Here is a 12,408-nt window from a genome sequence, read left to right as displayed (position 1 = left end):
ACGTTGCCCCGGGTCCTCCACAGGAGCATTCCGAGCGAGGGTCCTACGGCTGAACCCGGACCGAACACCAGGCCCTGGGCGTGTCTAGCCGTGCAGCGGCCAGGCCCCGACGGTCTCGTAACGGGGCTGCTCGCCGGGGACCCCGCTGACCGGCAGGTTGCTGCGCACCAGACACAGGGTGTCGGTCTGCCAGGGGGCGCCCTCGAAGTCCGCGAGGGCGTCGAGGTAGGGCCGCAGGCGGGCGCCTTCGCGGGACCGGGCCAGGGTGAGGTGCGGGGTGTAGCGGCGGTGCTGCTCCATGGGCACCCCGGCCCGCCGGGCGGCGGCGTCGGCCCGTTCCGCGAGCAGCCGCATCGTCTCGAGGTCCCCGGCGGCGCCGACCCACAGCGCGCGTTCGCCGAAGTGGCCGACGCCGTGCAGCCGCACCGCGAACGGAGCGGTCCGCGCGGCGGCGCGCGCGAGCCGGGCGTGCAGGTCGGGGAGCACCTCGTCCCGTACCTCGCCCATGAAGGCGAGCGTGAAGTGCCAGCCGGCTTCCGCGGTCCAGGTCAACCGGTCGTCGCGCACTCCGTGCACGGCCGCGGCCAGCTCGGCGACGGCTTCCGCAGGCGGCAGTACGGCGGCGAACAGTCTCATGCCGCGAGCCTAGCGGGGCTGCCCGGGCTGGGCGCCGTTGTCGGGGGCGCTGCCCCCGAACCCCCGCGCCTCAAACGCCGGCGGGGCTGGATATGGCTGGCGTTGGCGGGATCAGCCAAAACCAGCCCCGCCGGCGTTTGAGGCGCGGGGTCTGGGGCGGAGCCCCAGCAGCGGACCCGCAGGGGTCAGGCGGCCGCCACCAGCTCGCGGCTGCGCACGGCCGGGACGAAGGCCACGCCATGCCGGTCGACCCGCAGCCGCAGGTTGCCCACCCGGGCCAGGACCACCGCGATCGCCACGGAGGCGAGCAGCGAGACCAGCCCACCGGCAGCCATGCCGATCCGGGCGCCGTACGTGTCCGTGATCCAGCCCAGCAGCGGCGCACCCAGCGGGGTGCCGCCGGTGAAGACCATCATGAACAGGGCCATGACCCGCCCCCGCATCTCGGGGTCGGTCGCCATCTGCACGCTGGAGTTGGCCACCACGTTGACCGTCAGGCCGAAGACCCCGAGCGGCACGAGCAGCGCGGCGAACAGCCAGAAGCCGGGCGCGAAGGCGGTCACGAGCAGCAGCAGCGAGAACAGCACGGCCGACGCCACCAGCAGCCGCAGCCGGGAGTGCCCGCGCCGGGCGGCGAGCAGGGCGCCCGCGAGGGAGCCTGCCGCGATCAGGGTGTTGAAGAGCCCGTAGGTGCCCGCGTCCCCGTGGAACACGTTGCTCACGTAGGCCGACAGCCAGATCGGGAAGTTGAACCCGAAGGTGCCGATGAAGCCGACGAGGACGATCGGCCAGATCAGCTCCGGGCGGCCGGCGACGTAGCGCAGGCCTTCGCGGAGCTGCCCCTTGGCGCGGGGCCGGGGCTCGACCGGGTGCAGTTCGTGCGTCCGCATCATCAGCAGGCCGGCGATGGGCGCGGCGAAGGACAGTCCGTTCAGCAGGAAGGCCCAGCCGGAGCCGACTGCGGTGATCAGCACGCCGGCGATCGCCGGGCCGACCAGCCGCGCGGACTGGAAGTTGGCCGAATTCAGACTGACGGCGTTGGCGACCTGGTCCTTGCCGACCATCTCGGGGACGAAGGTCTGCCGGGCCGGGTTGTCGACGACGGTGACCAGGCCGAGCAGGAACGCGGCGAGGTAGACGTGCCAGACCTGGACGTGTCCCGCCAGGGTGAGCACGGCCAGTGCGATGCCTGTGAGGCCCATCGCGCTCTGGGTGGCCAGCAGCAGCGGCCGCTTGGGCAGCCGGTCCGCGAGTACGCCTCCGTAGAGGCCGAACATCAGCATCGGCAGGAACTGCAGGGCGATGGTGATGCCGACGGCGGAGGCCGAGCCGGTCAGGGAGAGGACCAGCCAGTCCTGGGCGATCCGCTGCATCCAGGTGCCGGTGTTCGAGACGACCTGACCGGTCGCGAAGAGCCGGTAGTTCCGGATCTTCAGCGAGCTGAACGTCCCCCGGCTACCGCCGGGAGGTGCCCCCGGGTTCCTGCTCGCGGGGGTTGTGTCGGGGGTGGATATGTGGCCGGGTGCGGAGTCTGCTCCGTTTCCCGTACTCAAAAGCGTTCGCCTCCTGGCGTCGTTCCTACAGGTGCGCGAGCTTCTCCAGGACGGGTGCGGCCTCGCGCAGCTTGGCCCATTCGTCCTCGGTCAGCTCGGCCGCGAGCCCGGCCAGGAAGGCGTTGCGCTTGCGGCGGCTCTCTTCGAGCATCGCTTCGGCCTCTTCCGTCTGGCGGACCACCTTCTGGCGGCGGTCGTCGGGGTGCGGTTCCAGCGTGACCAGCCCCTTGGCCTCCAGCAACGCGACGATGCGTGTCATCGACGGCGGCTGGACGTGTTCCCGCCGGGCCAGCTCGCCAGGTGTGGCCTGGCCGCAGCGGGCGAGGGTGCCGAGTACCGACATCTCGGTCGGGCTCAGCGATTCGTCGACGCGCTGGTGCTTCAGGCGCCGGCCCAGCCGCATGACGGCGGAGCGGAGGTCGTTCACGGCGGCTGCGTCGTCGCCATGGGAGAGGTCACGCATGTCCTTAGAGTAACTCATTACTCTAGCTAAGGAACACCATTATTGGTCGTCACTCATACGGGTGAGTCGGCGGCGGAAAGTGACACGCGTCCATACCCTCTGCCCCGACTCTTTCGGCATGGGGACACATGTGCTGAGCATGCGCATAGACGGGGAGCTCCTCGACAGGCTCCGGACTCATGCCGCCAAACGCGGAATGAGCGTCCAGGACTATGTGGTCCGGACGCTCATTCGCGATGACTTCGACGAGCGCTTCAAGTCGGCTGTCGACGAGACGGAGAAGTTCTACGGGCTTACGTGAGGCCGAGGGCCGGCATCGCGTAGTAGAAGACGAACACCGCCGACACCACGTACATGGCCACCGGGACCTCGCGGCCCCGGCCGGTCGCGGCGCGCAGCGCGCAGAAGCTCACGAAGCCGATGCCGATGCCGTTGGTGATCGAGTAGGTGAAGGGCATCGTCACCATGGCCAGGAAGGCCGGGACGGCGATGGTGAAGTCGCTCCAGTCGATGTCCTTGACCGAGCCCGCCAGGATCAGGAAGCCGACCGCCACCAGGGCGGGGGTGGCCGCCTGGGACGGGACCATGGTGGCGAGCGGGGTGAGGAACAGCGCCACGGTGAAGAGGCCGCCGGTCACGACGTTCGCCAGGCCGGTACGGGCGCCCTCGCCGACCCCGGCCGTGGACTCCACGAAGCAGGTGGTGGCCGAGGAGCAGGTGGCTCCGCCCGAGGCGACCGCCAGGCCGTCGATCAGCAGGACCCGGTTGATGCCGGGGAAGTTTCCGTCCTTGTCGATCAGCTTCGCCTCGTCGCCGACGCCCAGGATCGTGCCCATGGCGTCGAAGAAGCAGGACAGCAGCACGGTGAAGACGAACAGGACGCCGGTCAGCATCCCGACCTTGCCGAAGCCGCCGAACAGGCTGACCTGGCCGACGAGCCCGAAGTCGGGGGCGGCCACCGGGTTGCCCGGCCACTCGGGGACGGTGAGGCCCCAGGCCTCGCTCGGCAGCCCGGCGACGAGCTGGACGGCGACCGCGGCGACGGTCATCACCACGATGGAGATCAGGATCGCGCCCGGCGTCTTGCGGATCAGCAGGGCGAGGGTGAGCAGCACGCCGATGACGAAGATCAGTACGGGCCAGCCGTGCAGGTGGCCGCCCGTGCCGAGCTGGAGCGGGACGGTGGTGTGCGCGGCGTCGGGGATGCGGGTGACGAAGCCCGAGTCGACCAGGCCGATCAGCATGATGAACAGGCCGATGCCGATGGCGATGCCCTTGCGCAGGCCCACCGGGACGGCGTTCATGACGCGCTCGCGCAGGCCGGTGGCGACCAGCAGCATCACCACGAAGCCGGCCAGGACCACCATGCCCATGGCATCGGCCCAGCTCATGCGGGGCGCGAGCTGGAGGGCGACGACGGTGTTGACGCCGAGGCCGGCGGCGAGCGCGATCGGGACGTTGCCGATGACACCCATGAGGAGCGTGGTGAAGGCGGCCGTCAGGACGGTGGCGGTGACGAGCTGGCCGCCGTCGAGCTGGTGCCCGTACATGTCCTTCGCGCTGCCCAGGATGATCGGGTTCAGCACGATGATGTAGGCCATCGCGAAGAAGGTCGCGAAGCCGCCGCGGACCTCGCGGCCGATGGTCGAGCCGCGCTCGGAGATCCGGAAGTGGCGGTCCAGGCCCGAGGTCGCACGGGGGGCGGGTTCCGGGGCGGTGGCCGTGGGGGCGGGGGCCGGGGTGCTCATACGGTCCTCATTGGGTGGTTCATACGAAGAAAATGGGCCACGCCCAAACCGTTTCAGTATGAACACATGAACGAAGAGGCGTCCATCTCCGCGCGTAGACCCTGAATTCGCGCACCTAGACTGGACGCATGGCGAAATGGACCCCCAAGCACGAGGCACCCGAGCCCCTGGAGGGCCCGGTCGTCGCCACCATCACCGGCGGCACGATCATCTGGTTCGTCCTCTTCGTCGTCCAGCTCCCCTTCTACGGGTGGTTCGCCGACCGCGACCTGCTGTGGTGGGTATGGACCTGCGCGGCCGGCGGCTTCCTCGGCCTGATCGGCATCTGGTACGTCCGCGGCCGCGACGCCGCCCTCAAGCGCCACGCCGCGGAAGCGTCGTCCGCCGAGGCGGACCCCTCCGCGCAGGCCTAGACCCCGCGTGTCCTTCGGGGCGCGCAAGGGGGGACCAAGGGAGGATTGGGGTCATCCCGAAGTCGGATCTTCCGACTTCTCGGCGGGTGAAGCGTTCGAACCGCCCTTACCGTCGAAAGCATGACGCAGCGGGCGAAGATCGATCAGGACGGGCCGGAGCGGGCCGGCGGCGCCATCGACGCGGGGGCCGAGCTGGACCCCGTACACCCGATGCGGCCGCCCGCGCCCCGGTTCAAGCCCGGCGGCCTGACCACCGCCGAGGTCGCCGAACGCGTGGCGCGCGGGGACGTGAACGACGTCCCCGTCCGCAGCAGCCGTTCCACCGTCGACATCGTCCGCGCCAACGTCTTCACCCGGTTCAACGCGATCATCGGCGTGCTCTGGGTGATCATGCTGTTCGTCGCGCCGATCCAGGACAGCCTCTTCGGCTTCGTGATCATCGCGAACACGGGCATCGGCATCATCCAGGAAATGCGCGCCAAGAAGACCCTCGACGGGCTCGCCGTCATCGGCGAGGCCAAACCCAGCGTGCGCCGCGACGGCAGGACCGGCGAGATCTCCACCTCCGAGATCGTCCTCGGCGACGTCATCGAACTCGGCCCCGGCGACAAGGTCGTCGTCGACGGCTCCGTCGGCGAGGCCGACGGCCTGGAGATCGACGAGTCCCTGCTCACCGGCGAGGCCGACCCCGTCCTGAAGAAGCCCGGCGACCTGGTCATGTCCGGCTCCTTCGTCGTGGCCGGCGGCGGCGCGTTCACCGCCACCAAGGTCGGCCGCGAGGCCTACGCCGCCCAGCTGGCCGAAGAGGCCTCCCGCTTCACCCTCGTCCACTCCGAGCTGCGCTCCGGCATCTCCACCATCCTGAAGTACGTCACCTGGATGATGATCCCGACCTCCATCGGCCTGATCATCAGCCAGCTCGTCGTCAAGGAGAACAACCTCAACGACGCCATCGCCCGGACCGTCGGCGGCATCGTCCCGATGATCCCCGAGGGCCTCGTCCTCCTCACCTCCGTGGCCTTCGCGATCGGCGTCATCCGGCTCGGCCGCCAGCAGTGCCTGGTCCAGGAACTGCCCGCCATCGAGGGCCTCGCACGCGTCGACGTGGTCTGCCTCGACAAGACCGGCACCCTCACCGAGGGCGGCATGGACGTCACCGAGCTCCGCCCGCTCGGCGGCGCGGACCCGGCGTACGTCAAGAAGGTGCTCGGCGCCCTCGGCGAGTCCGACCCGCGCCCCAACGCCAGCCTCCAGGCGATCATCGACGCATACCCCGACAGCGCGGAGTGGCGCTGCACCGAGTCCCTCCCCTTCTCCTCCGCCCGCAAGTACAGCGGCGCCAGCTTCAGCGAGGGCGACGGCGAGAACAACACCTGGCTGCTGGGCGCCCCCGACATCCTGCTCCCCTCCGGGGACCCCGCCCTCGACGAGATCAACGACCTCAACGAGCAGGGCCTGCGGGTCCTCCTGCTGGCCCGCTCCGCCCGCGAACTGGACGACGCCGCCGTGGCCACCGGGGTCAGGCCGACCGCCCTCGTCGTCCTCGAGCAGCGGCTGCGGCCCGACGCCGCCGACACGCTGCGCTACTTCGAGGACCAGGACGTCAAGGCGAAGGTCATCTCCGGCGACAACGCCATCTCCGTGGGCGCGGTCGCCGGCAAGCTGGGCCTGCCGGGCGCCGAGAACACCGTCGACGCCCGCAAGCTCCCCACCGAGCAGGCCGGCATGGCGCAGGTCCTCGACGCCAACTCCGTCTTCGGGCGCGTGACCCCGCAGCAGAAGCGGGACATGGTCGGGGCCCTCCAGTCCAAGGGCCACACGGTCGCCATGACCGGCGACGGCGTCAACGACGTGCTCGCGCTCAAGGACGCCGACATCGGCGTCTCGATGGGCTCCGGCTCGGAGGCCACCCGGGCCGTGGCCCAGATCGTCCTCCTCAACAACAGCTTCGCGACCCTCCCCTCGGTGGTCGCCGAGGGCCGCCGGGTCATCGGCAACATCACCCGCGTGGCGACCCTCTTCCTCACCAAGACGGTCTACTCGGTGCTGCTGGCCGTCCTCGTGGTCTGCTCACAGGTCGAGTACCCCTTCCTGCCCCGCCACCTGACGCTGCTGTCCACCCTCACCATCGGCATCCCGGCCTTCTTCCTGGCCCTCGCGCCGAACAAGGAGCGCGCGAAGCCGCACTTCGTGAAACGGGTGATGCGGTACGCGATCCCGGGCGGCGTGATCGCGGCGACGGCCACCTTCGTGACGTACCTGATCGCCCGCCACTACTACACCGGCCCGGACGCCCTGAAGGCCGAGACCAGCGCGGCGACCCTCACGCTGTTCCTGACCTCGATGTGGGTCCTGGCGATCATCGCCCGCCCGTACACGTGGTGGCGGGTCGGCCTGGTCGGCGCGATGGGCGGCGCCTTCCTGATCGTGCTGGTCGTGCCGTGGCTCCAGGACTTCTTCCAGCTCAAGCTGGTGGGCGTGACCATGCCGTGGATCGCGGTGGCCGTCGCCGCGGCCGCCGCGACGCTGATCGAGTTCACGTTCCACTGGGTGAACCGAAAGTTCCCGGCATGACCGGCTTGACCGGCTCGTCGACGATGGCCCATCGCGATGAATGGCACGAGAACTACTGCGGAGCCGCCCGGCAGGCTCCGGCCGCGACGTCCTTGGAGATGCCGGCCGCGTCGAGGCTGGCGGAGCAGCTGGTCTGGTTGCCGATCTGCCCCTGGTAGCACGCCTGCCGGACCGCGTCGGTGACCTGAGCGTTGTGTTGCGTGACGTATTGCTCGCAGGCCTTCATATCCGCGTGGGCGGCCGGGGCGGCCAAGGCGACGCCGCCGACGGCGAGGGCCAGGCCGGCGAGGATGCTGGGGATTCGAGCCGACGAACGCATGCGGATGCACCTGCTCTCTCGGTCGGTCACGCGATCCGCGTGTGTGCCGGACCACGGGCGGGGGCGGCGCTGAGCAGGCGCTGAGGGGCGACCGGCTCGACGCATCGGTCACCCTCGCCCTTCCGACGCTAGAGCAGGGGACCGGTGCACGCACTTCAGACCGACCGGGCGACGGAACCGCCCGGACAGGGCTAGTCGAACCACCTGTCCCGGGCCAGCTCGGCGGTCCGGGACGGGTCCTCCAGGAGGGCTGCCACCTCGAAGCGGCGGGGCCATTGGCCCGCCGACCAGGCCAGGCCCGCGGCGACGCCCTCCAGGGTGGAGGCGTGCAGGGTGCCGTCGGGGGTGCGGCGCCAGTCCAGTTCGATGCCGCCCGCGATCAGTTCCTCGTGCTCGACGTACGTGGCCGGGGTCGAGGGGCCCAGCAGGACCCGGACCGGCTCCGGGACCTCGTGTTCCTCGCCCGGGGTGGTCACCTCCGCCGGGACCGTCTCCGAGACGCGCCGGACCTGGAGGAGGTCCGCCAGGTCCGCCGCCCGGGAGGGGACGACCGGCAACAGCGGCAGGCCCTCCGTCAGCGGGAGCAGGTCCGGGGCGTCCGCGATGACCGCGTCCGCCGCGTCCACCACCCGGACCTCGCCGTCCACCACCGCGCGCAGCTCGTCCGGGAGGGTGACCTGCTCGGGGTCCAGATCGGCCAGGGCCGAGTACAGGCCGTGCAGCTGGCGGCCCGTCACCTCACGCTCCGGGTCCGCGAGACGGGCCAGCAGCTCGGCCGCGCCGCCGGGTTCGTCCAGGAGGGCCGGCACGGTCGTCCGTACGCCCAGGGCCCGCAGGACCTGCTCGTCCTCGAACCCGGTGGCGTCCGCCGAGGTGTAGAGGCCCGCCAGCAGCGGGTCGCCGCCCGCCGCGCGCAGGCCGGCCGGGCGGCGGCCGTCGAGCACCGGGTGGTCGCGCAGCCACCAGGCGGTGTACGAGCGCACCGACTGCGTGGTGCCGTCCGGGAGCAGCACCCGTACGGGCTGGGTCAGCGCGTCGCGCAGCGGGGGCTGCGCGAGCATCGCCAGGGCCTGGGGCCAGCAGTCGTCGTCGACCAGGTCGAGGTCCCGTACGGCGACGAGCTCGGTCGCCACCGGCGGCACCGGGGTGTCCGGCAGCTGGTCCAGCAGGTCCTCGCACCACACGTCCACCGCGTCGAGCAGGCCCGCGTCGTCGGGCTCGGCGAAGTCCCCGTCGCGCGGCTCCAGTTCGTCCGGGTCCAGGACCACGTCGGTGGCGCGGACCAGCTGGAAGACGGCCAGTACCCCGCAGGCGGTGAGGGTGTCCGCGTCCCACCGGGAGGCCAGTTCGGCGTCCACGTACGGGACTTCGTCCTCGCGGATGACCGAGGCGAGCGGCGATCCGGGCAGCAGCAGTTCACCGGCCGGGGTGAGCTCCCCGTCCTCGTCCGGGAGGGCCAGCGCACCCAGCCAGGGCTCCTCGCCCGGTGCCAGGTCGGCGTCCCGGACCAGGCCCAGGACCACGTCGGCCAGCTCCTCCGGGTCCAGCGCGTCCTCGTCCCAGATCTCGCCCGCGTCCATCGAGCCCGCCACGGCGGCCCGCACCTGCGGGGTCGTCAGGACGGCCCGCGGGGTCGCCGGAAGGGCTCCGAGCTTCTCCAGCAGCGGGTGCGCGGCATCCGGGTGGGCCACCTTCAGCCCCAGCCGGGCCAGGTCCACCGGGGTGTCCGCGTACGGGAGGAGGACGTGGCGCGGCCCGATCGTCGTGCGGCCGTCGGCGAGCGGCACGGGCAGCCCGGACAGCCGGTCCGGGTCGACCCCGGCGAGGCTGTCGTAGAGCCGGTGCCACCAGTCGGGGGTCCGCTCGATGCCGGCGATCCGCTCGATGGCGTCCCCGAGCGGGAGCCGGCCCACGCCCAGCGTGCGCAGTTCGGGGCGGCGCTCCAGACCGGCCGGGAGCAGGGTCGGCAGGACCTCGGCGAGGACCCGTACGGTGTCGGCGCCCGCGCCCTCCACGACCTCGGCCTCGAAGGGGCGCAGCGCGGCCCGTTCCTCGGCGTGCTCGGGCGGGGCGGCGGGCTCGAGGAAAGCCGTACGGGGCAGCCGCCGGAGCACGGCGGCGCGCAGGGCCCCGTCCAGCTCGCCCTTGCCGAGCGGGCCGGGGACCAGGTCCACGAGCGCGGTGGTCACCGGGTCCCAGGCGCCGAGGAGTTCGGCGTACGCGTCGGCCGCGCGCTCCACGAGGAAGTCGGTCAGCGGGCCGGGCGCGGGGTGCCGGCGGGTGGTGTCCAGCGGCAGGGTCGCGATGAGCAGGGCGGGGATGCCGAGGGGTTCGTCGGTGGGGGTCGGCGCGTGCACGACGGGCGCGGTGCCCGGGCGCAGCGGCGCGCCCTCGGTGTCGACGGGTACGGCCCAGGACACCGACCAGAAGGGCCGCAGCCGTTCCTCGACGGGCCGGTCGGCGAGCAGGGCCTTCTCGATGGGGCCGCCGTGGCGGACGGTGCGCCAGCGGCTGGTGCCCGACCGGGAGTCCTCGATGACGGTGTACGAGCCCTCGTCGCGGCGGTACAGGGTCCGGGCGGGTCCGGCCGGGGTCTCCACCACGACCTCGCGCAGCCCGGGCAGGGTGAGCAGCAGGGCGTCGTCGATGCCGGTGAGGAGCCGCTCGACGAGGCCCTCGGCGGCGGCGTCGCGCAGCGGGAGGACCACGACGGTGTCGTAGCCGTCGGGGGCGGTGCCCTCGGCGGGCAGCGGGAGCCGCAGCAGCGGGACGTGGCCGTCGCGGCGGCGCAGCTCGTCGCCGAGGCCGGGGCTGCCGACGGCGGCGTCGCGGGCCAGTTCGCGGGACTCGGCGAGGGACCAGCGGACGCCCCCGTGGCGGCCGAGGACGGCGGGCTCGTCGGAAACGGCGAGGACGGCCGCGAAGCCGACGCCGAACCGGCCGACGGTGTCGCCGGAGCCGGAGCCCGCCCCGGTCCCGGATTCGCGCTTGGCGGAGGCGCGCAGGGTGCTCAGCGACTCCACGCCCGTCGCGTCGAGCGGGGCACCGGTGTTGGCGACGGCCAGGACCGCGTGCCCGCCCTCGCCCGCGTGCAGGGTGAGCCGCAGCCGGCCGGGCACCCGGGCGCGGGCGGCTGCGTCGGCGGCGTTCTGGGCCAGCTCGACGACGAGCCGGTCGCGGTAGCCGCCGAGTGCCAGGTCCTCCTCGGCGTTGGCGTCCTCGCGGAAGCGGGCCGGGCCCGCGCCCCAGGCGTCGAGCACCCCGCGCCGCAGCCGGGCCGTGCCGAAGGGGTCCACGCCGCTCTGGGCCGCCGTCACTCGCACGCTCACGCCGCTGCCTCCACGCTGTGCTGCCTTCAAAGAACTCCTGAAGGTACCGCGTACGGGGCTGCTCCTCGCCCGTGAGGTGGGCGGACACCACCACCTCGGCGTTTCCCCGGCATCCCGTTGACCTCCGCGCCCCGGGCCGCCGCGTACGCAGGAGCCCCCGGTGACACGAGGTCACCGGGGGCTCCGCGGCCGATTCTTAGAGCTTCTCGATCACGTGGTCGATGCACGCGGTCAGCGCCTGCACGTCCGCCGGGTCGATCGCCGGGAACATCGCGATGCGGAGCTGGTTGCGGCCGAGCTTGCGGTACGGCTCGGTGTCCACGATCCCGTTGGCGCGCAGCACCTTGGCGATGGCCGCAGCGTCGATGTCGTCCGAGAAGTCGATCGTGCCGATGACGGCGGAGCGCTTGTCGGCGTCCACGACGAACGGGTTCGCGTACTTCGAGGCCTTGGCCCAGCCGTACAGGTTGCGCGCGCTGGCCGCCGTACGCCCGGTCGTGAACTCCAGACCGCCCTGGCTGTTCATCCACTCCAGCTGCTCGTTCAGCAGGAAGAGGGTGGACAGCGCCGGGGTGTTGTACGTCTGGTTCTTCAGCGAGTTGTCGATCGCCGTCGGCAGGGAGAAGAACTCCGGGATGTGCCGGCTGCCGGAGGCGTGCACGCGCGCGGCGCGCTCCAGGGCGGCGGGGGAGAACGCGGCCAGCCACAGGCCGCCGTCCGAGGCGAAGGACTTCTGCGGGGCGAAGTAGTAGACGTCGGTCTCGGTGATGTCCACCGGCAGACCGCCGGCGCCCGAGGTCGCGTCCACCAGGACGAGCGAACCGGCGTCCGCGCCCGCGACGCGCTTGATGGGCGCCGCGACACCCGTCGAGGTCTCGTTGTGGGTGTACGCGTACACGTCCACGCCCGCCTCGGCCACCGGCTCGGGGTGCGTGCCCGGCTCGGAGGAGATCACGGACGGCGCGTCCAGCCACGGCGCGAGCTTCGCGGCCGTGGCGAACTTCGAGGAGAACTCGCCGAAGGTGAGGTGCTGGGACTTCCGCTCGATCAGACCGGCGGTCGCGATGTCCCAGAAGGCGGTGGAGCCGCCGTTGCCCAGGATCACCTCGTAGCCCTCGGGGAGGGAGAAGAGGTCCCGGATGCCCTGGCGGACCGAGCCGACCAGGTTCTTGACCGGGGCCTGGCGGTGTGAGGTTCCGAGCAGGGAGGTACCGGTGGCGGCGAGGGCGTCCAGCGCCTCGGTCCGCACCTTGGAGGGGCCCGCGCCGAAGCGTCCGTCGGCGGGCTTGATGTCAGCGGGAATCTGGATCTCAGCCACGAGCGGAGCGTATCCGGTCCTGGTCCGCGCTTCGGCAGCGCGTCCACCCGATGAG

General features: G+C 72.0%; 10 protein-coding genes. 3 read left to right on the top strand and 7 right to left on the bottom strand.

The window, feature by feature from the left end; genetic code table 11:
- Positions 1-84: 84 nt before the first annotated feature.
- The 3 genes from thpR to OHA89_RS17155 all read right to left on the bottom strand — a co-directional run bounded on the left by thpR (position 85) and on the right by OHA89_RS17155 (position 2,652).
- A complete protein-coding gene (gene thpR / locus OHA89_RS17165) occupies positions 85-636 on the bottom strand; it encodes an RNA 2',3'-cyclic phosphodiesterase (protein ID WP_257555008.1) in 552 nt (183 codons plus the stop codon).
- A 185-nt stretch (positions 637-821) separates the two neighbouring features.
- The gene (locus tag OHA89_RS17160; protein WP_266608474.1) at positions 822-2,189 is read right to left on the bottom strand and encodes an MFS transporter; all 1,368 of its coding nucleotides are present in this window, start codon (positions 2,187-2,189) and stop codon (positions 822-824) included.
- 25 nt (positions 2,190-2,214) lie between these two features.
- Positions 2,215-2,652: a MarR family winged helix-turn-helix transcriptional regulator gene (locus OHA89_RS17155; protein ID WP_257555006.1), complete on the bottom strand. Its 438-nt coding sequence runs from the start codon at positions 2,650-2,652 to the stop codon at positions 2,215-2,217.
- Between the two features lie 118 nt (positions 2,653-2,770).
- Between OHA89_RS17155 and OHA89_RS17150 the strand changes: the two genes are divergently transcribed.
- Entirely contained in the window at positions 2,771-2,953 is a 183-nt protein-coding gene (locus OHA89_RS17150) for a BrnA antitoxin family protein (RefSeq protein ID WP_215139547.1), read from the top strand.
- On the opposite strand, the gene OHA89_RS17145 is transcribed toward OHA89_RS17150, so the two are convergent.
- Positions 2,946-4,400: an NCS2 family permease gene (locus OHA89_RS17145; protein WP_406366562.1), complete on the bottom strand. Its 1,455-nt coding sequence runs from the start codon at positions 4,398-4,400 to the stop codon at positions 2,946-2,948. The two genes, OHA89_RS17150 and OHA89_RS17145, sit on opposite strands and share 8 nt — an antisense overlap.
- A 128-nt stretch (positions 4,401-4,528) precedes the next feature.
- On the opposite strand from OHA89_RS17145, the gene OHA89_RS17140 reads away from it, so the two are divergent.
- Together OHA89_RS17140 and OHA89_RS17135 are read left to right on the top strand one after the other, a co-directional pair.
- On the top strand, positions 4,529-4,813 hold the full coding sequence (locus OHA89_RS17140; protein WP_266608469.1) for a DUF2530 domain-containing protein: 285 nt from the start codon (positions 4,529-4,531) through the stop codon (positions 4,811-4,813).
- A 120-nt stretch (positions 4,814-4,933) separates the two neighbouring features.
- Positions 4,934-7,387, top strand: a complete 2,454-nt coding sequence (locus OHA89_RS17135) for a cation-translocating P-type ATPase (protein WP_215139544.1) — start codon at positions 4,934-4,936, stop codon at positions 7,385-7,387.
- Positions 7,388-7,439: 52 nt separating this feature from the next.
- Here OHA89_RS17135 and OHA89_RS17130 read toward each other — a convergent pair whose 3' ends face one another.
- The 3 genes from OHA89_RS17130 to serC form a co-directional block, all read right to left on the bottom strand.
- Positions 7,440-7,706, bottom strand: coding sequence for a hypothetical protein (locus OHA89_RS17130; protein WP_257555001.1), 267 nt, complete (start codon positions 7,704-7,706; stop codon positions 7,440-7,442).
- 191 nt (positions 7,707-7,897) lie between these two features.
- A complete protein-coding gene (locus OHA89_RS17125) occupies positions 7,898-11,035 on the bottom strand; it encodes a sacsin N-terminal ATP-binding-like domain-containing protein (protein ID WP_406366559.1) in 3,138 nt (1,045 codons plus the stop codon).
- 196 nt (positions 11,036-11,231) lie between these two features.
- Entirely contained in the window at positions 11,232-12,353 is a 1,122-nt protein-coding gene (serC, locus tag OHA89_RS17120; RefSeq protein WP_406366558.1) for a phosphoserine transaminase, read from the bottom strand.
- Positions 12,354-12,408: the final 55 nt, after the last annotated feature.

It is taken from the genome of Streptomyces sp. NBC_01546, assembly GCF_045208355.1.
GTDB lineage: Bacteria > Actinomycetota > Actinomycetes > Streptomycetales > Streptomycetaceae > Streptomyces.
The sequence above is the reverse complement of the archived record's forward strand: the minus strand, read 5'-3'. Positions and strand labels throughout refer to the sequence as shown.